Annotated in this window: 16 protein-coding genes and 2 pseudogenes; 7 read left to right on the plus strand and 11 right to left on the minus strand. The window is 59.8% G+C overall.

The genetic code is table 11. The annotated features are described in order from the left end of the window. Positions 1-234: 234 nt before the first annotated feature. From Q4Q11_RS16760 to Q4Q11_RS16775, 4 genes are all read right to left on the minus strand, one after another. The gene (locus Q4Q11_RS16760) at positions 235-924 is read right to left on the minus strand and encodes a type 1 glutamine amidotransferase domain-containing protein (RefSeq protein ID WP_498570188.1); all 690 of its coding nucleotides are present in this window, start codon (positions 922-924) and stop codon (positions 235-237) included. A gap of 11 nt (positions 925-935) precedes the next feature. Further along, a complete protein-coding gene (locus Q4Q11_RS16765) occupies positions 936-1,985 on the minus strand; it encodes an NAD(P)-dependent alcohol dehydrogenase (RefSeq protein WP_498570189.1) in 1,050 nt (349 codons plus the stop codon). 92 nt (positions 1,986-2,077) lie between these two features. Continuing rightward, on the minus strand, positions 2,078-2,377 hold the full coding sequence (locus Q4Q11_RS16770) for a superoxide dismutase (RefSeq protein ID WP_498570190.1): 300 nt from the start codon (positions 2,375-2,377) through the stop codon (positions 2,078-2,080). Between the two features lie 28 nt (positions 2,378-2,405). Then, positions 2,406-2,975, minus strand: coding sequence for a flavodoxin family protein (locus tag Q4Q11_RS16775; RefSeq protein ID WP_498570191.1), 570 nt, complete (start codon positions 2,973-2,975; stop codon positions 2,406-2,408). 195 nt (positions 2,976-3,170) lie between these two features. Here Q4Q11_RS16775 and Q4Q11_RS16780 point away from each other — a divergent pair, with 195 nt between their 5' ends. Further along, the gene (locus Q4Q11_RS16780; protein WP_112512477.1) at positions 3,171-4,085 is read left to right on the plus strand and encodes a LysR family transcriptional regulator; all 915 of its coding nucleotides are present in this window, start codon (positions 3,171-3,173) and stop codon (positions 4,083-4,085) included. 15 nt (positions 4,086-4,100) lie between these two features. Here Q4Q11_RS16780 and Q4Q11_RS16785 read toward each other — a convergent pair whose 3' ends face one another. From Q4Q11_RS16785 to Q4Q11_RS16810, 6 genes are all read right to left on the minus strand, one after another. Further along, on the minus strand, positions 4,101-4,994 hold the full coding sequence (locus Q4Q11_RS16785) for a LysR family transcriptional regulator (RefSeq protein WP_498570192.1): 894 nt from the start codon (positions 4,992-4,994) through the stop codon (positions 4,101-4,103). A 135-nt stretch (positions 4,995-5,129) separates the two neighbouring features. Further along, positions 5,130-5,924 carry a carboxymuconolactone decarboxylase family protein gene (locus tag Q4Q11_RS16790; protein ID WP_498570193.1) on the minus strand — a complete coding sequence of 265 codons (795 nt, stop codon included), beginning with the start codon at positions 5,922-5,924 and terminating at the stop codon, positions 5,130-5,132. 147 nt (positions 5,925-6,071) lie between these two features. Beyond that, positions 6,072-7,055, minus strand: a complete 984-nt coding sequence (locus Q4Q11_RS16795) for an aldo/keto reductase (protein ID WP_498570194.1) — start codon at positions 7,053-7,055, stop codon at positions 6,072-6,074. 112 nt (positions 7,056-7,167) lie between these two features. Further along, complete coding sequence (locus Q4Q11_RS16800; protein WP_112512473.1) at positions 7,168-7,545, minus strand: DUF2255 family protein; 378 nt, start codon at positions 7,543-7,545, stop codon at positions 7,168-7,170. Between the two features lie 501 nt (positions 7,546-8,046). Next, positions 8,047-9,429 (minus strand): sensor histidine kinase, encoded by a 1,383-nt coding sequence (locus Q4Q11_RS16805; RefSeq protein ID WP_498570195.1) that lies wholly within the window; start codon positions 9,427-9,429, stop codon positions 8,047-8,049. After that, the gene (locus tag Q4Q11_RS16810; RefSeq protein ID WP_112512471.1) at positions 9,426-10,088 is read right to left on the minus strand and encodes a response regulator transcription factor; all 663 of its coding nucleotides are present in this window, start codon (positions 10,086-10,088) and stop codon (positions 9,426-9,428) included. Before Q4Q11_RS16810 ends, Q4Q11_RS16805 begins: the two co-directional genes overlap by 4 nt. 135 nt (positions 10,089-10,223) lie before the next feature. On the opposite strand from Q4Q11_RS16810, the gene Q4Q11_RS16815 reads away from it, so the two are divergent. From Q4Q11_RS16815 to Q4Q11_RS16840, 6 genes and pseudogenes are all read left to right on the plus strand, one after another. Next, positions 10,224-10,730, plus strand: coding sequence for a hypothetical protein (locus tag Q4Q11_RS16815; protein ID WP_498570196.1), 507 nt, complete (start codon positions 10,224-10,226; stop codon positions 10,728-10,730). A 99-nt stretch (positions 10,731-10,829) separates the two neighbouring features. Beyond that, positions 10,830-11,987, plus strand: coding sequence for an efflux RND transporter periplasmic adaptor subunit (locus tag Q4Q11_RS16820; RefSeq protein WP_498570197.1), 1,158 nt, complete (start codon positions 10,830-10,832; stop codon positions 11,985-11,987). Beyond that, complete coding sequence (locus Q4Q11_RS16825) at positions 11,984-15,181, plus strand: efflux RND transporter permease subunit (RefSeq protein ID WP_498570198.1); 3,198 nt, start codon at positions 11,984-11,986, stop codon at positions 15,179-15,181. The genes Q4Q11_RS16820 and Q4Q11_RS16825 overlap by 4 nt, the downstream gene beginning before the upstream one ends. Positions 15,182-15,201: 20 nt before the next feature. Beyond that, positions 15,202-15,876: an HAD family hydrolase gene (locus tag Q4Q11_RS16830; RefSeq protein WP_112512467.1), complete on the plus strand. Its 675-nt coding sequence runs from the start codon at positions 15,202-15,204 to the stop codon at positions 15,874-15,876. A 1-nt stretch (position 15,877) separates the two neighbouring features. After that, positions 15,878-17,176, plus strand: coding sequence for a DUF3422 domain-containing protein (locus Q4Q11_RS16835; protein ID WP_498570199.1), 1,299 nt, complete (start codon positions 15,878-15,880; stop codon positions 17,174-17,176). A gap of 94 nt (positions 17,177-17,270) precedes the next feature. Next, positions 17,271-17,486: pseudogene (locus Q4Q11_RS16840) on the plus strand (IS5/IS1182 family transposase); the annotation flags it as partial. Between the two features lie 115 nt (positions 17,487-17,601). Here Q4Q11_RS16840 and Q4Q11_RS16845 read toward each other — a convergent pair. After that, positions 17,602-18,174, minus strand: a pseudogene (locus Q4Q11_RS16845) (beta strand repeat-containing protein); the annotation flags it as partial.

The raw sequence follows: 18,174 nt of genomic DNA on the forward strand, positions 1-18,174 counted from the left end.
GGCAAAAGTAATTCCGCAGCCTCGTCCGCAACCGGAAAATAGGAATGCCGTCCGGCGCAATATGCTGCCTATCTGAAGGTATTTCCGATCTTCATCTCTGAAACCCTTCGGTCAATGCTGTCTGCGACGCCGGACGAGGTGCCATGTTTCATCATGGCGTGTCGATGTGAGGATGAGCGGATCGCCTCGCATAAGGGGTTCCGCTCCTGAGACCGACGATACGGAGAGCGGCCTTTATTGCTTCGCAGCCAACTGATCGACGAGAGCTTGGCCGACGCCATGGGCGGAAGCCGGGTTCTGGCCTGTGATCAGACGGCCATCGGTAACGACGTTCTCTGTCCAATTGGGCGCAGCCTGATGCAGCGCGCCGCGCTGCTTGAGAGTGGTCGCAAGGAGATAGGGCACCACCTTCGTATACTTGACCTCTGCTTCCTCCTCGTCGGTAAAGGAAGCAAGCTTCTTGCCGGCTACGAGATAGCTGCCGTCGGACAGCGTCGCGTTCACCAGCGCGGCCGGGCCATGGCAGACTGCCGAGACGATGCCGCCTGCCTCCCAGATCCCACGGATGACATTTTGCACGGCCTTGTTGTCGGCAAAGTCCCACATCGTGCCGTGACCTCCGGCAAAGAAGACTGCCGAATAGCGAGATGGATCGAGATCCTTCAGGATCAACGAGTCGGCAAGCGCGCTGCGGAAGTCTTTGTCCTTCCAGTAATGGGCGTTGGCCGCGTCGGACAGATCAAAGAAGTCGATCGGCGGGTGGCCGCCGCGGATCGAGGCGATCTCATAGGGAATTCCCGCCTTATCGAAGACCTCGAGCGGATGGGTGAGTTCGACCATGGCAAAACCGGTCGGCTCACCGCTGTCGCCGCGGATCGGATGGCTGGTTACCACACACAGGATGGGCTTGATCGTGCTTGTCATGTTCGGTTTCCTCAGGATTTGAGCGAGGTCATGTCGATGACAAAGCGGTATTTCACGTCGCTCTTCAACATGCGCTCATAGGCTTCGTTGATCTTCTGGATGGAAATGATCTCTATGTCCGAGACGATGCCGTGCTGCCCGCAGAAATCGAGCATCTCTTGCGTTTCTGGCACGCCACCGATGAAGGAGCCGGAGATCGCGCGACGGCCGCGCACCAGCCCGCCGGCGTTTACCGGCGTGCCAAGCGGCCCGAGATAGCCGACGAGGACAAGGACGCCTTCCAGCGCTAAAGTTGGCATATAGGGATTGACGTCGTGATCGTAGGGCACTGTGTCTATAATGACGTCGAAGCGACCGGCAACGGCTTCCATCTGCTGCGCATCGCTCGACAGCACGACATGGTCCGCGCCGAGACGGAAGGCGTCCTCCTCCTTGCCGGCAGAACGCGTGAACAGGGTGACATCGGCCCCGAGCGCCTTGGCAAGCTTCAGAGCCATGTGGCCGAGCCCGCCCAGGCCGATCACCGCGACCTTGCTCTCCTTGCCGACATTCCAGCGATGCAGCGGCGACCAAGTGGTGATGCCCGCGCAAAGCAACGGTGCGGCGCCCGCCGGATCGAGCCCGTCTGGCAACGACAATACGAACTTGTCCCGCACGACGATCGAGTCGGAATAGCCGCCATAAGTCGGCGTACCATCCTGACGATCGCTGCTCGCATAGCTAAAGGTCGGACCCTCCACGCAGTCCTGCTCCCAGCCTTTGAGGCAGGGCTTGCAGCGCTGGCAGGAATCGACCATGCAGCCGACCCCGACCATGTCGCCAGCCTTGAAGCGGGACACGTCCGTTCCGACCTCCCGCACCTGCCCGATAATTTCGTGGCCCGGCACGATGGGGTAGCTCGTGAAGCCGAAATGGTTGCGGGCCAGATGGACGTCGGTATGACAGACGCCGCAATAGAGAATATCGATAACAACGTCATCCGATCGCGGCGCGCGACGTTCGAAGATATAGCGCTCGAGCGGTTCGGTGGCAGATAGAGCTGCAAAGCCTATTGTGTTCATAATCGCTTGTTCCGAGTTGTCGTGCCGGTGCGAGCTATTGGTCCCAGCCCCGTAGTTTTTCGGCGCTCGCAGTGCCGGAGGCGCGTGCGGGGCTAGGCGTTGCCTGGGGCGAACAGCGATTCCCAGTTTGTAAAGGCACCGAGCGGGATTACTTCCCAACCGATCAGGCCGGCCTTGGCGAGGGGGAATTCGGCAAGTGCCGCTTTGGCCGCTTCGACAGAGGCGGCTTCCGCTATGATGGCGACACCGGGGCGGTCCTGCCGGAAATAGATGTCACGGATGAGGCCGCCCTTGTACATCTGCCAGGCATGGCGCGCCTCATCCTGCATATGCGGCTGATATTTCTCCAGCGAGGCGCCGGGCTGCGGTACGTCGAGACAAAGCAATTTCATAGTCATACTCCCTGGGATAAATTTGAGATTAGGCGGACCGAAACCGGCTGGCCGTCTCAGCCACGCGCCGGCCGAGGTACTGAGCCGTCTTCAAGTCGCTGCCGATCAGCGCAACGTCGGGAGCCTGGTCCACGTTCGACTGGGTCATGACGCCCAGCCAGCTTCCCAGCCGGTTGAGATCGTCCACGCTGCCGGTACTGCTGCTGTTGCCCGGCATCATGTCGAGGCCGACCCAGATCATGCCGTGCTGGGCTGCAAACAGCGCCATCGATATGAGCGAGTTCAGCTTGTCGCCGTGCTGGGCTCCGGAATTCGTAAATCCGGCCGCAATCTTGTTGCGCCACTTCTGGGCCGACCAGGCCGCCTTGGTCGAATCCTCGAAGAACTGCTTGAGTTTTGCGCTGATCAGGCCGTTATAGGTTGGCGATCCGAAGATAATGGCATCGCTGCGCTCGAGCGCCTCCCAGTCCATCGGCCCGTCCGCGACGGCGATCAGTTTCGCCGCGGCTTCTCTTACCTCGCCAATACCGGCGGCGACGGCTTCAGCGACGCGCGCGGTGTGACCGAATCCGCTGTCGTATACGATTGAAATCAACAACTTGCTCGCCTTCCTGCAATAAGAATGCGCATGACGGCAGAGCAATCGGGGCCGAGTGCCCCTGAACGCCCTAAAACGTCACTTGCCTGATCTCCTCATTACAGTAGAATGACATTCAGCAGTGGCGATTGTTTTTCACTTGTTTATTTCCCCAAATTCCGCAATCTCTCACAAGAGCGTCCGAAAGGTTTCGCCATGCGTGACAGATTTGACGGGATAGAAGTTTTTGTGGAAGCGGTCGAAGCCGGGGGGTTCAAGAGGGCAGCCGATCGGCTCTCCCTCACGCCTTCCGCAGTCGGCAAGGCCATTGCGCGCCTGGAAGAGCGGCTGGGCGTGCGTCTGTTTCAACGAACGACGCGCACGCAATGTCTGACGGAAGACGGCCAGCAATATTACGAGCGGTGCCTGCGCGCCATCGAGGAATTGCGCACGGGCGAATCCCTGCTGGAAACCGGACGGCGCGAGGTCGTCGGCAAACTTCGCGTATCGCTGCCGGTATTGTTCGGCCGTTATTGCGTTGCGCCCATTCTGCGTTCCTATGCTCGCCAGCATCCGAAGCTTGAACTCGAACTCAGCTTCAACGATCGCCAAGTCGATATGATCGCCGACGGGTTCGACCTTGCGGTGCGCAATGGCGCACTTGGCAATGGAACGTCATTGCGCGCAAGGCGGCTTATCGGCCAACGCAAGGCGCTGTGTGCTTCTCCGGCATATCTTGCAGAACGCGGACAGCCGCATTCCCTCGCCGATTTGAGGGATCACGATATGCTCGTCTATTGGCGCAACGACTATGCGTTGCCCTGGCGGCTTCCGGACGTATCGGGGGACCTCGTTGATGTGCCCGTCAGTTCTAGGCTCCGTTTCGATGACCTCGAAGCCATCACGGACGCCGCGGTCGAAGGCATGGGGCTTGCTTGGCAGCCGCATTGGCTCATCAGCGATCACATACGCGCTGGCAGACTGGTTGAACTTTGGGTGGACCGGCCAAGTGCCATGATCGAAGCTTATGCCGTCTGGCCGGCTGCACAGCATCTGCCGTTGCGGTCGAGGCTGGCGATCGACGCTCTTGCGAGCGAATTGCCGAAACGGTTCGGTCAGGAGGCCGTTTAATTCGCCCAACCGCCGTCACGTAGAATGGCGTAGCGCGTTCACGAGCAGGGAAAAGGCCGGCGAGGATTGACGGCGACTGGGATAATAAAGGTGAAACCCCTCCCAATAGGGCGAATAGTCTTCGAGAAACCGATTAAGGCGCCCGGTCTCGAGATATGGCCTGGCGATATCCTCCGGAACATAGGCAAAACCAAAGCCGTCGAGCGCCGCCTCGAGAACATTATAGATCGTGTTGAAGACGAGCTGTCCGTCCACCCTGACCTTGATTTCACGTCCGTCCTCCTCGAATTCCCAGGCATAGAGACCGCCATATGTTGGAAGCCGAAGATTGATGCAGCGATGGAGGGTCAACTCCTTCGGGTGCGTCGGAATATCCCGAGACGCAAAATAGGATTGCGCGGCAACGACCGCGAAGCGCACATCCGGACCGATCCGGACGGAGATCATATCCTTGGCGATCTGTTCGCCAAAACGCACGCCGGCGTCGTAACGATCGCTGACAATGTCCTGCAGACCGTAATTCACATCGAGTTCGAGCCTGATGTCCGGATATTGATGGAGAAAGCCGCGAAGCTTCGGCCAGATGAAATGCTGGATCTGATAGTCCCCGGCGGTTAGCCGGATGGTTCCGGCAGGCCTTTCGCGCAAGGCGTTGAGCTCATCGATCGCCATTCCGATTTCGTCAAAAAGCGGACCAATGCTGATCAGCATCCGCTCGCCGGCTTCCGTCGACGAGACACTGCGCGTCGTCCTCGTCAGGAGCCGCACACCGAGCCGCTCCTCGAGTTGGCGGACCGTGTGGCTAAGCGCCGACTGCGAAACTCCAAGTTTGGCCGCCGCTTTCGTGAAACTGCGCTCTCTCGCAACCAGCAGGAACACCGTCAGGTCATTGATGTTCTGTCGCTCCACTCATGATTCCTTGTCATGACCACATGCTCATTTATAAAACACATGGCCATAAAATAGTAGCGGCATCGGTTGAAACGGCGGCTATGCCGATCAGCTTCGCCAAGCCTGCACGCCGCCGGCGATCACTTTGGGAGCTCATTTCGCCCGATTGCGCAGGACCTCGCCGACAACAGTCGAGGCGGAGAAAGCGTTCGGCCATCCGGCATAGAAGGCCGTGTGGGCCACGATTTCTCCGGCTTCTTCGGCGGTAAGGCCGTTATCCATTGCCCGGTTAAGGTGATAGGTGATCTGGGCACTTTGCCCCGAGGCGATGAGCGAGCTTACGGTTACAAGGCTGCGGTCGCGTGGTGCAAGACCCGGCCGCTGCCAAAGATCGCGAAACAGCGGGTCGGCGGTAAACAGCACCAGTCCTGGCGAAATCTGTCCGACATTTTTCTCGACAGCCTCGGCGCGCCGCTGCTCCGCCTCCTCATTCAAAGGCAGCAATTGCGGCGAGCCTGCAGGGAGTTGATCGGCGGCGATGTTTCGTGCGGCAAACACCTCCTTCGTCGCGGCGATCGCAGACATGGCGTTCGACCAGCCTGAGTAGAAGGCAAGATGAGTTATGATCTCCGAGATTTCCCCCGGGGTCACGCCGCTATCGAGAGCGACATTTGCGTAGTGCTTCAGGTCGATGGCCTGGTTTCGGGCGATCAGCACGGAGAGCGTGACGATGCCGCGATCGCGCCGCGAGAGCTGCGGCCTCCGCCACAGGTTTCCAATCACGTCTTCGTCCGCATAGCGGGCAAGAGCCGGCGATACGGAGTGGATGTCGCTAACCGACAGCGACGAAGCTCTTTCCGATATTGCTCCGCCGCCCGTACCTTCCTGAGCGAAGACAGGCTCACCCATGGTGAGCGAGATCGCCGTGGCCGCCAAGATCCGTTTCATGGATATTCCTTTCAATTCGGTTGTTGTCGAGCATCGCATCAAGCGCGCCTCCATCCGCATGAACACGGCTTCGGCGGCGCTTTGCGATACTCGTAGAGACCCGCCACGTGCTTAACTGAGGCGGCTCGACATTCAGACCAATGACACCTAGAGCCCCGAACGGCGCAGCATGGCTTCGGGATAGCGTGCGCCTTGGATCACGATGTTGGCCTTTTCGATCTCGTCGAGATCGAACTTATCCAGAGCCACGTTCAACGCGCCGATGTTCTCCTCGAACCGCTCCAGCTTACGGGTGCCGAACAGAGGAACAATCCAGGGCTTCTGCGCCAAGAGCCAGGCAAGCGCGACCTGCGCCGGTGTCGCACCATGCTTCTCGCCGATCTTGCGGATCAAGTCGATCAGCTTCTGATTGGCGACGCGAGCCTGCTCGGAAAAACGCGGGATTTCGGCGCGGATATCGGAGCTGTCGAATGTCGTGCCGACGTCGATCTTGCCGGTCAAAAACCCCTTGCCCAGCGGGCTGAAGGGAACGAGCCCGATACCGAGTTCCTCGATGGCCGGGATGATTTCCTCTTCCGGTTCGCGGGTCCAGAGCGAATATTCGCTCTGCAGTGCAGCAACCGGCTGCACCGCATGCGCCCGGCGAATGGACTGTGCGCCAGCTTCCGACAGGCCGAACCACAGCACCTTGCCCTCGGCAATCAGTTCCTTCACCGTTCCCGCGACATCTTCCATCGGCACGTCCGGGTCGACCCGATGCTGGTAATAGAGATCGATGTGGTCGGTGCGTAGCCGCTTCAGGCTTCCTTCGATGGAGCGGCGTATCTGCGCCGGCCTGCTGTTGACGCCGCCGCGGTGCCGGCCGGTTTCCTGGTCGATATCCCAGCCGAATTTCGTGGCAATCTTGACCTTATCGCGAACCGGAGCAAGCGCCTCGCCCACCATCTCTTCATTGGTCCACGGGCCATAGACCTCGGCCGTGTCGAAAAAATCCATACCGCGTTCGACCGCGGTTCGCAGAAGAGCGATCATTTCCGCCCGGTCGGGAAGCTCGCGCGCCTTGCCGTAACCCATGGCGCCCAGCGAGAGGGCGGAAACTTCGAGACCTTGTCCCAGTTTGCGCTTGATCATGTTGCATCTCCCTTTGTGGAGTGGTGTTGGACGGTCAGACATCCTCAAGAGACAATAAGGCGCTTGCTTTTCGCGCTTACGCGCCTTCGACGCCCTATGATCCCGTTTTGCCTCAGGCGCTCTTGCGCGGGGCGATCTTCACGGTCGCCGCGCGCGCCCGGGCGCTGATCATCGGCGACAGATAGGGGCTTTTGCCATATTTTGCGCGATAGGCGTCGTCGATGCGGTCGTTGATCGGCCCGTCGACCGGTTCGAAGGCGACCTCCCGCGTGATGCCGGCGGCAATGATCCGGCCGGCTTTCTGATGAAGCGCAGCCTGATACCAGCGCGACTTCCGACCATGGTAGCCACGCACATAGAGGCCACCATCAACCACGACCTCCCAGATCCAGGTCGGGGTGCCATAGGTGGCGCCATCCTCACGAAATGGGGCGATCTTCAGATCGTCCGCCTGATCGATTTTCGCAAGTTCATCCTGTGACCAGTTCATTGCCATCCCTCGTCGATTGTTCGCCAGCCGGCATCCGTACTCGCTGGACGGAAGCGCATGGAAGCCGCCGATGCTCTTGCGAAAGACCGAGCCGTTTCTTGTTTGCCTTGGAGCCTCAAACCGCAATGATCTCGCCGTTGCGCTCTCGTAGCCACGAACCCGATTGAATATAGCGCGATTGCCATCGTTCGATTAGACGTGGCAATTCGTATGGGCTTATGAGCGTGGCTAATCAATGAAGGCTTTTCGCTTGGAGCAATTCCAGGAAAAGTGGGTAGGTTTTCCGTCCGGAATGCGTTGGGAAATAAGAAGATAGTGCGTTTTCGCGATTCGAAGAAAAGCGGAAACGCTCTAGACACCCGTGCAGATAGACCGCACCAATGCCTTTCAGCCGGCGCCAAAAACTGACGCGGAAACATGACGGTCCGGTTCGATCGATCGATCGATGGTGTCCAACATCCTCACTTGGTTATCCGCAACAAATTCGCCCATATACCATCACTAAGACAGTGACGGAGCGTCCCCGCGCGCATCCGGTAACGCCACGACCGCAATGAGTCCGGTTTCCGGCCTGGCTTGCAATTTGACGTACCCGCCATATAGCTCGGCAACCTCTTTGGCGATCGACAATCCGAAGCCGTCACCGGCAATGGTTTCGTCAAGTCTGACACCCGGTTTCATCGCTTCGGCGATCCGGCTTTGCTCAATACCTGGCCCGTCGTCCTCTATCGAGATCAGCGCCATGGCGCCTTCGACGGTGCCTGTTATTCGAACCGAGCTTGCCGCCCATTTGAACGCGTTGTCGATGATCCCACCGAGAACCTCGTCAGTATCTTCCGCCGAACAGCTTATGCGCAGATCGGAACCGATCGCTGTAACGACACTAAGGTGTCGCCCGGCATAAAGTTTCGACATCATCTGCACTATGTCGTCCACTCGCGACAGAAGATGTGTCGACGAAGCAAATCCCGCCTCGGAGACACCGGCCCTCGCTCTTCCCAGATGGTGCCGAATCCTTCGATCAATTCGACCGACAAGGCGCCGTGCCTCGCCGGTCGGGTCATTTTTGTCATCGAGTGCGAGATAAAGGCTGGCAACCGGCGTTTTCAGTCCATGCGCCAGGTTGGCAAACTGGAGCCGGGTCTCGGCAAGCCGCTTGCGATTGTGCTCGACCAGACGATTGATTTCTCCGATGACGGGGCGAAGTTCATCGACTTCGGTTTGCGGAAGTTCCGTGAGCCGCCCGGACGATATTTCTGAAACCTGTCCGGACAACTCACGGAGCGGTAAGAGACCATATCGAACCTGAAACAAAATCCCGACGCCGAGAATGGCCCCAAGGGTCAGCATTGCCGGCACCAGAAGTGCGAGCGCTCTTGCAGCGGGAGCCGTCAGCGCGACGTTAGGGGCGGTCGCGAGGATTTCGACTGCCTTTCCACCTACAAAGGTCTGCGCCACACGAAAGTGAAGTGCCTCGCCTTTGTCTCCAGGCCCGTCCGCCGGCTGCGGGCTCCCTTTAAGAAGCCGCTTCCAGTCAAACGCTCGCGGCGGACTGGCAATGCTGCCTCCATCGAGTGATCTTGAGGATAAATGGCGGCCGTCGGCGGTGACCTGCCAGTACCACCCGGAGCCGATACGATCAAAGGGAGGGCCATCGGGATTGCCTGAAAGAGCAAGTGTGCCGTCCCGATTGAACGTCAGAGCGCTGCGAACAGCGTCGATTTGCAGATCGAGCCGCTGATCGACCTGTTGCCTGACCACGGTCGCAACGATGAACCAGAGGACAAAAGCCGCTACGACCAATGCCGCCACAGCGTAGATCACCGAAAACGCGATCAGGCGGCCGGCAATCGTCCTGCGCGGTGATGGCAATTCTAGCTTCACTGGCCGGCCCTTAGCATGTAGCCGCGTCCCCTTTCCGTCCCGATCCTTTCCGCACCGATCTTTCTCCTCAGCCTGGCGATGATCACTTCAATCGAATTGGAATCCACGTCCGTGTCCCCCTCGTAGACCCGCTCGATGAGTTCGCGCCTATCCACGATGACGTCCTTGCGCAGGATCAGGCAGGAGAGGACCCGCCATTCGAACGCCGTCAACCTCAGCGGAAGTCCCGCGAGCTCGAACGTTCCGAGTTGCGCGTCGAACGAAAGATCTCCGCAGGTGATCACCGAGGCAGCGTGACCCGCGGCGCGCCGCACCAGAGCGCGAAGACGTAAAATGAGTTCCTCGATTTTGAATGGCTTCGTCAGGAAATCGTCAGCTCCCGCTTTGAAGGCGGCCACCTTATCAGGCCAGCCATCTCGCGCAGTGAGAACGAGCACCGGAAGCATCCGTTCCCCGCTCCGCCAGGACTTGAGCACCGTCACGCCGTCGATTTTAGGTAAGCCGAGGTCCAACACGGCGACGTCGAAAATCTCGGTCAGGCCGGCGTGTTCGGCGTCTTCTCCGTTCCTGGCGATGTCGACCGCGAAGTTCTCCGCCCGCAGGCTCGCCGCAATGCGTTTGGAAAGATCGGCATCATCTTCGACCAGAAGGACCCGCATGGCTCACTCGCTTGTGATCATTGTTCCTAATGAACTAGGGCGACGTTGCTTAACTGAAACTGAACCGCGACATTCAGCGTGGATTGCGCAGGTGCAGCTTATTGTCTTCCAGTCAAACGAATTGGAGACGACACCATGTCCGACGAAAACGACACTCCCTCAATATCGCCGGAGCAAGGCGGGGGCAAAAGGCCGAGGCGCCGACCTGCCACGCACCTTGCTGCCTTTGGCATCGCCGCTGTCGCAATCCTCGCCATTGGAGCGGCAGGGGGTGCGGCGGCAATGAAGTTTGCCCGCCCAAATGTCGAGTTGGCGCCTTTGACTCCCGTGTCCATATCGAGCCTGAATGATGCTTCGAGCATAGTGACCGTCAAAGGCAAGGTCGCCGAGATCTACGGCAACAAATTCATCGTTCAGGACGACAGCGGTCGCGCATTGATCGAAACGGGGCCCGCCGGTGACGACGGCAAGCTCGTCGGCATTGGCGAGACCGTCAGTGTACAGGGCCGCTTCGATCACGGCTTCCTGCATGCCAGTTATATCGTCTATCAGGATGGCAGGACCGACGTACTTCGTCCGCCACCTGGTCCGCCTCCGCATCGCGGACCACTGGAAAACGCCCTGCGGCGAATGAAGCTATGACGCAGCAATGGAAGCGCTTGCCGGCAGTGAGGCCGCGATCGGTCATTGAATGAACATCTTGCGCAAGCGCGATCAAGCGGCTTTCACGGAGTGGCAGGCATGCTCAATCCCTTGGTTCAACTGCTTGCCACATCCGGCAAGCGCGCCTGCAGCGCTGCACTGATCGGCATTGTCGCTGCCCATCCCAATCCGCTGTCGGCAGCAGACACTCCTGCAGTTCCAGTGACCGCCATAAAGGCGCGAACAGAGACGATCGACCGGGTCATCAACGGCATAGGCACCGTCGCGCCTCTTCAGTCCGTCACCGTTCGTCCGCGTATCGACGGCCAAGTCGTCGACATGCCCTTTGCCGAGGGGCAGATGGTGGAGAAGGGGGCGGTCCTTCTTAAATTGGACGACCGCGAGCTCGTCTCGGCGCTGGCCTCCGCCAAGGCAAAAAAGGCTCAAGACGAAGCGCAGTTGAACAGCGCGCGGACAGACGCGCAGCGTTATGCGGCACTCGCCGAAAAAGGCATCGCCTCCGCCTCGACGCTCGAACAGAAGACGGCGTCCAGCGAGCAATATGCGGCTGCGGTGCGGTACGACGACGCTATTATCGAGAGCGCGGAGACCCAACTCGGATTTGCAACGGTCACCGCGCCCCTCGCCGGGCGCACCGGGTTCAAGCAGGTCGATGTCGGAAGTGTTGTCAGCGCGAGTTCGACCAACGGGATCGTGACAATCACGCAGATGGATCCTATCGCCGTCTCCTTCGTAGCACCGGGTGACAAGTTTGGTGAAATCAGGGACGCGCTTGTTCAGGGTATCGCCGAGGTTACGCTGACAAGCACTGACGGCAGCCGCACCCTTGCCAAGGGTAAGCTGACCACCCTGGACAATGCCGTCGACGCTTCAAATGGCTCCATCCACCTCAAGGCAATCTTCGACAACAAGGCTGGTATTCTCTGGCCCGGCCTCCCGGTTGCGACGACGCTGACAGTGGAAATACGGACCGGCGTCGTCGTTCCGGACAAGGCGCTCGCTCGAGGCCGTGACGGTCTCTACGCCTACGTCGTCGGGCCGGATGACAACGTCGAAAGGAGAGCGGTCAAAACGGCTTTCGTCACAGCCGCACGGGCGCTCGTCACCGACGGCATACAGGATGGTGATGAGGTCGTCATGGACGGTCAGTCGCGGATCGGCGATGGCGTCAAGGTTTCGGTCACACCCTGGTCCGGATCGCCGACGGGTGAGCTCGCCGAGAAGGCAGCGCCATGAGCGGCGAGCAAGATATCCGCCCGGCAAGAACCAATGGGTTCTTCGATTTCTTCATCACCCATCCGGTGGCGACCGGTCTGATCATGAGCGGCATCTTCCTGCTCGGCGCGATCTGCTATCCATTCATGCCGGTTTCGGCTTTGCCGCAGATCGACTTCCCGACCATACAGATTGCCGCGAACCTTCCCGGCGCGTCACCGGAGACGATGGCGGCGAGCGTCGCGCAGCCGATCGAGGATGCTCTGTCGCATGTCAGCGGCATTACCGAATTGACGTCGAACAGTTCGCTGGGGACGACGTCGATCACGGTGCAGTTCGGCCTCGATGAGGATATCCAGACAGCGGCGAGCGACGTTCAGACCGCCATCAGCGAAGCAGCCGGCCAACTGCCGAAGGACATGACGTCGTTGCCGACGGTACATAAGGCAAATCCCGCCGACGCTCCGGTCATGCAACTCTCGGCCAGTTCGAATACCCTTACCCTTCCGGAACTCGACGAATATATCGAACGCAACGTCGCATCGAAGATCGGCCAGGTTTCCGGAGTCGCCTTCGTAAACATCGGCGGCAGGCAAAAGCCGGCAATCCGCATCGCCGTCGATCCGGGCCGGCTGGCTCAGGCGGATGTCACCCTGGAGGACGTTCGAACCGCGATCGGCAATCTGAGCCTTAGCGCACCCAAGGGCAATATCGACGATCCAACGCGAACCTTCCCGATCGATACCAACGATCAGATCAACAGCAGCGCGGAATGGAATGATGCGGTCATCGCTTATCGCAACGGCGGGCCTGTTCGCATTCGCGACATCGGTCAGGCAATCGATGGCGCCGAAGACAACAAGATGGCGCATTGGACGAATGGCGAGCGCGGCATCGCGCTCGATGTTTTCCGCCAGCCTGGCGCGAATGTCATTGCCGTCGTCAATGCCGTGAAAGAGCAGCTACCCGCACTTCAGGCGTCTCTGCCGAAATCCATCAAGCTTGCACTGGTGACGGACCACACAACCACGATCAGAGCATCGGTCGATGATGTCCAATTCACGCTGATGCTGGCGATCGGCCTCGTCGTCGTCGTGATCTTCCTGTTCCTGCGAACCCTGCGCGCGACGCTCATTCCGGTGCTTACATTACCGATTGCGCTTGCCGGCTCCCTTGCACCAATGTGGGCCCTCGGCTTCAGCCTGGACAATCTCTCGCTGATGGCGCTCGTAGTCGCCGTCGGCTTTGTCGTGGATGACGCGATCGTCATGCTCGAAAACGTAACGCGGCACATCGAGGCTGGCGTCGAGCCATTCGAGGCGGCACGGACGGGTGCTCGCGAGATCGGTTTCACGATCGTCTCAATCAGCCTCTCGCTGATCGCCGTGTTGATCCCTATACTTCTGATGGGCGGTATCGTCGGCCGGCTGTTCCGCGAGTTCGCAGTCACCTTGACGGTCGCGATCGTGATTTCCGCGATCGTCTCCCTAACCCTCACACCGATGCTGGCATCGAAGCTGATCCGTCCGGTCGGAGAACATCAGCGCGGACGTTTTTACCGAATTGGGGAAGCCTTCTTCGACCGTCTCACCGCGTTTTACATCTGCAGCCTGAAGCCGGTCATCCGCCATAAGTTCCTGACGCTCGCCGTCTTTCTAGGGACAACCGCGATGACGGCCTACCTTTTCGTTGTCGCTCCGAAAGGGTTCTTTCCGGAGCAGGATACCGGCTTCATCGCCGGCCTGTCACAGGCTTCGCCCGATATCTCTTTCACCGAAATGGCAAAGCTGCAGGAACGTGTCAGCGCGATCATCATGAAGGACCCGGCCGTCTATAGCGTGTTCATGGATATCGGCGGCGGCAATGGCGGCAACGCCCTCAATCAGGGTCACGTCAACATCACGTTGAAACCGCTGAAAGATCGGGACGCAAGTGCCAAGCAAGTCATCGACCGATTGGGCACGGCATTGGCCGCTCAGCAAGGCATCAAGCTCTTCATGCAATCCGCTCAGGATATCAATATCGGCGCGCGTCCGGCAAAGACGCAATATCAGTATACGTTGCAGGACGGCAATATCCAGGAGCTGAGCGACTGGGCAGCGAAGGTGACGAACCGCCTTCAGGCGATTCCGGCGCTGCGCGATGTCGGCAGCGATCAGCAAGCCGAAGCTCCCAGCCTGTCGATCAAGATAGACCGTGCCGCCGCAACGCTCTACGGCGTCCTTCCGTCCACGATCGATGAGACGCTTTACGATGCCTTCGGTCAGCGGCAAGTCGCCTCCTACGCGACCCAGACGGATGCGTTCCGGGTTGTCCTGGAGGTCCTGCCAAATCTCCAGCGCGACATTGCAACGCTTGACCGTCTTTCGGTCCGGGCAAGCAACGGCACTCTGGTGCCGCTTTCGGTCGTTGCAAAATGGACGACGGACGGCGTGTCGCCGGTTTCGATCTCGCACCAGGGCCAATCGCCAGCCGTCACCATCTCCTTCAATCTGGCGCCAAACGCGGCGCTCGGGGAAGCGACACGGGCGATCGAGAACGCAGTCGCGGACATGCATCCGCCGATTTCGCTGCAGGCGAGTTTCTCCGGGAGCGCCAAGGCCTTCAAGGATTCGCTCGGTACGGTGCCGTTGTTGATTCTGGCGTCGCTGGTGGTGGTCTATATCATTCTCGGCGTTCTCTACGAAAGCCTCATTCACCCCCTGACAATCCTCTCCACCCTGCCCTCGGCAGCTCTCGGCGCCTTGCTGGCCTTGCGGTTGGCGGGGTTCGACTTCGGCCTCGTGGCGATGATCGGCATTATCCTGCTCATCGGCATCGTCAAGAAGAACGGCATCATGCTTGTCGATTTCGCGATCCAGGTAAAGCGCGACGAAGGCCTGAACAGCGAGGATGCCATCGTCAAGGCGGCCCAGATGCGCTTCCGCCCTATCCTGATGACGACGATGTCGGCCCTTCTCGGCGGTCTTCCACTGGCCATAGGACATGGAGCCGGTTCCGAGCTGCGCCAGCCGCTCGGCTACGCCATCGTCGGTGGGTTGATAGTCAGCCAGTTGCTGACCTTATACACGACCCCCGTCATCTACCTGCTGCTCGACAAGCTTCGCAGGAAGACTATTTCCTTCGGTCTGGGGATCAGACACCCTTCCGACGAAGGCAGTCCTGAAAATTTGCGCCCTGGCGCAGTTGCTTCACCTGCCCGGCATCAATTATGATCTCACGATGGAGAGTTTCGATGCGCATCGACCATGCATTTCTTTTCGATCTCGACGGCACGCTTGTCGATAGCGTCTATCAGCACGTTCTTGCCTGGAAGGAAGCGCTCGACTCAGAGGCCATCGATCTGTCGATCTGGCGCATCCACCGGAAGATCGGTATGAGCGGTGGCCTATTCACCAACCAGCTCCTTCGTGAAACCGGAATCGACATCACCGGGGAGAAGAGTGACCGACTGCGCGAAGAACATGCCAGGGCCTATCGCCGGCTCGGTGCACAGATACGTCCCCTGCCCGGGGCAAGCGAGCTTCTAGGCTGGCTGTCGGATGCAAACATTCCCTTCGCCATTGCCACGAGCGGCCGTATGGAAACCGCGGCGGTCAATATCGAGGCGCTGGGCGTCGATCCTAAATCGTTTCCCATCATCACCCGCGATCAGGTCAAATACGCCAAGCCCGATCCCGACCTATTCATTGCGGCTGCGGACGCTTTGGGCGTGCCGATTGAAAATTCCATCGTGATCGGCGACAGCGTGTGGGACATGCTGGCAGCCACCCGGTGCAGGGCACTGGGTGTCGGTCTTTTGAGCGGCGGATATGGTCGCGAGGAGTTGCGGGACGCCGGTGCCATGCGGGTCTACGAGGACCCCGCCGATCTGCTCTATCATATCGACGAGATCGGAGGCCGGCGGTAGGTTGCACAAGGTTCAAGATCCTGCCGAGGACGCAACTGCAGCAGCACGGCTGAGCTTTCCGCCGGCGGAACACCGCGCAGTTGCATTGGGCGAGGTGCACGCACGCCCCTTCGTGGCGGTGTCGTACCCGCGCATCATCTTGCAGCTCGCCTTCCTGATGGATGTCGGGCAGGTGCCGCACAACGAACTGATCGAAGAGTTGGCGCGCGCGCAGGGTGTTCCCGTACCCGACCGGGAAACCCGGCATTGCGCGATCCCGTGGGGCCGCGGAACCCTGCGTTGGGAGAGGCATACGGAATTCTCCACCTGGTTCTGGGATGGCCCGGCCATGCCGGAATTCGGCGAGCCCATGCCACTTCATCCCTTCGGCGGCAGCTTCCGGCCACCAGGCAAGTTCATTTCCGGCATCCGACTGGAGATCTGGCCCGATGGTGCGGAGGTGAAAAAGGCCATCACAACCTTCGAGCCGGCCAGCCTCTGTCGTAGCCGTGTTCGCGACGGTGCTGCCGAAGCCGCCACCGACTTCCGGCAGGATGGTGACGGGCTGACACGGATATTGATCGTCGACAAGGGATTGACCGATCTGGGGCGCGGCGCGCTCGTTCAGTGTCTCCTGGACATCGAAACGTATCGCACCCTTGCCATGCTGGCACTTCCGCTCGCTCAGGCCCTATCGCCAGAGATACGGAGAATCGAGGAAGGCCTGAGATCGGTCACTCAGAGGATGCGGGACCAGGCCTGGAAGGAGGCAGACGATACGCTTGGCGAGATTACCCGTCTTTCCGCAGAGCTGGAGGCGAATGCCGCGCAATCCCTCTATCGGTTTGGCGCGAGCAAGGCGTACGATTCCATTGTCGGAGAGCGTATTGCCTCACTGAACGAGGAACCCATCGGAGGCGAAACGCTTGGCACCTTCCTGGAGCGACGGCTCGCACCTGCCATGCGAACCTGCAAATCTGTCGAAGAGCGACAGCAGTATCTGTCGCTGAAGCTGTCGAGAACTACCGAGCTCTTGAGAAGCTGGGTCGATGTCGGGCTCGCCAGGCAGAATACCGCGCTTCTGGCCTCGATGGACAAGCGTGCCAAGCTCCAGCTTCGTCTGCAGCAGACCGTCGAAAGCCTCTCGGTGGCTGCCATCTCCTATTACATCATCGGACTGGCAAGCTATCTGGCGAAGGGGTTGGATCATTCGTTTTCCCAGCCCGTGTCCACGGTCGGTATCGCCGCAGCAGTGCCTTTCGTGGTGATCCTCGTCTGGTTTTTTGTCAGGAAAGTACGGCTCCATCACAGCGACGATTAAGCTGCTGCGCCTACCCTGCCGCGCCTGATGACGGACCGCGGGGCTGTTCCTCCATGGGATGATAGCTTGCCGCCAACGATCGCTGGTCGCTGGACTGCGGCGCCACTCCGGCATCGAACCGCTCCGGCCACATCAAGGCGGGGCATCGCATGGGACGCAGCCACCTCGCCGGTGAGCATGGCGATGCCATCAACGCCGTCCTGGCTACCGCCGGCGACAACGTCTCTCCCCTCATCAACCGGTTCTCAGGCAGCTTTTGTCGCTGCTGCTCATCGGGCTGCACAGCGCAGCGAAAGCCCGTGCCGTCTAGCCTCTGTCATTGTTCACGGTCGACGCGCTACTCCGTACAAAAGATCACGGCGCCTTTTGGGCGCCGTGAAGAGTTCCTTATATTTGAAGCCCGTATTGGGTGGCTCCGACAGATGTTAGCTCGCGTGATAAGCCGCGATAATGGCGGCCACCTGATCGGTGTTCATCGCGGCTATCTGGCTCGACGTGACCGCTTGCACTTGATCACTCGAGAAGCTGCCTATGTCTGCCGTGGAGAGACCGGTGACAGCCGTCGTGCTGATAGCCGCAACATCCGCGGTGGAGAATGCGGCAATATCAGCCGTCGACAAGGCGCCGATCTGACTTGAGTTTAGAGCCGCGGTCTGAGCCGTGGTCAAAGCGCCAGCCTGGGCAGAACTCAGAGCACCGACCTGAGCGGTCGAAAGGCCGGTCACAGCCTTCGAAGTCAGCGCTCCGATCTGCGTGGTCGAGAGGCCGGCGACATTGTCAGTTGTCAGAGCACCAAGCTGCGCTGCACTGAGCGTACCGACCTGGGAGGTGCTCAGCGCACCGACCTGGGTCGAGGTGAGCGCGTGGATCTGCGAGGTCTTCAAGGTCCCCACTTGTGCGGTCGTCAAGGCGGCGGCCTGGTCGGAAGACAAGGCTGCCACGTTGGCTTCCGACAACCCGGCAAGAGCGGCCGTATTGATGGCGACGATATCGGCGGT

It is taken from the genome of Rhizobium sp. UFLA01-1127 (genome assembly GCF_059803845.1).

Excerpts from the sequence above, each read along its gene's own strand:
- Q4Q11_RS16760 (WP_498570188.1), bottom strand. The coding sequence starts at position 924 with ATGACAAGCACGATCAAGCCCATCCTGTGTGTGGTAACCAGCCATCCG.
- Q4Q11_RS16780 (WP_112512477.1), top strand. The coding sequence starts at position 3,171 with ATGCGTGACAGATTTGACGGGATAGAAGTTTTTGTGGAAGCGGTCGAA.
- Q4Q11_RS16790 (WP_498570193.1), bottom strand. The coding sequence starts at position 5,924 with ATGAAACGGATCTTGGCGGCCACGGCGATCTCGCTCACCATGGGTGAG.
- Q4Q11_RS16820 (WP_498570197.1), top strand. The coding sequence starts at position 10,830 with ATGCTCAATCCCTTGGTTCAACTGCTTGCCACATCCGGCAAGCGCGCC.
- Q4Q11_RS16815 (WP_498570196.1), top strand. The coding sequence starts at position 10,224 with ATGTCCGACGAAAACGACACTCCCTCAATATCGCCGGAGCAAGGCGGG.
- Q4Q11_RS16795 (WP_498570194.1), bottom strand. The coding sequence starts at position 7,055 with ATGATCAAGCGCAAACTGGGACAAGGTCTCGAAGTTTCCGCCCTCTCG.
- Q4Q11_RS16810 (WP_112512471.1), bottom strand. The coding sequence starts at position 10,088 with ATGCGGGTCCTTCTGGTCGAAGATGATGCCGATCTTTCCAAACGCATT.
- Q4Q11_RS16800 (WP_112512473.1), bottom strand. The coding sequence starts at position 7,545 with ATGAACTGGTCACAGGATGAACTTGCGAAAATCGATCAGGCGGACGAT.
- Q4Q11_RS16765 (WP_498570189.1), bottom strand. The coding sequence starts at position 1,985 with ATGAACACAATAGGCTTTGCAGCTCTATCTGCCACCGAACCGCTCGAG.
- Q4Q11_RS16825 (WP_498570198.1), top strand. The coding sequence starts at position 11,984 with ATGAGCGGCGAGCAAGATATCCGCCCGGCAAGAACCAATGGGTTCTTC.
- Q4Q11_RS16770 (WP_498570190.1), bottom strand. The coding sequence starts at position 2,377 with ATGAAATTGCTTTGTCTCGACGTACCGCAGCCCGGCGCCTCGCTGGAG.
- Q4Q11_RS16830 (WP_112512467.1), top strand. The coding sequence starts at position 15,202 with ATGCGCATCGACCATGCATTTCTTTTCGATCTCGACGGCACGCTTGTC.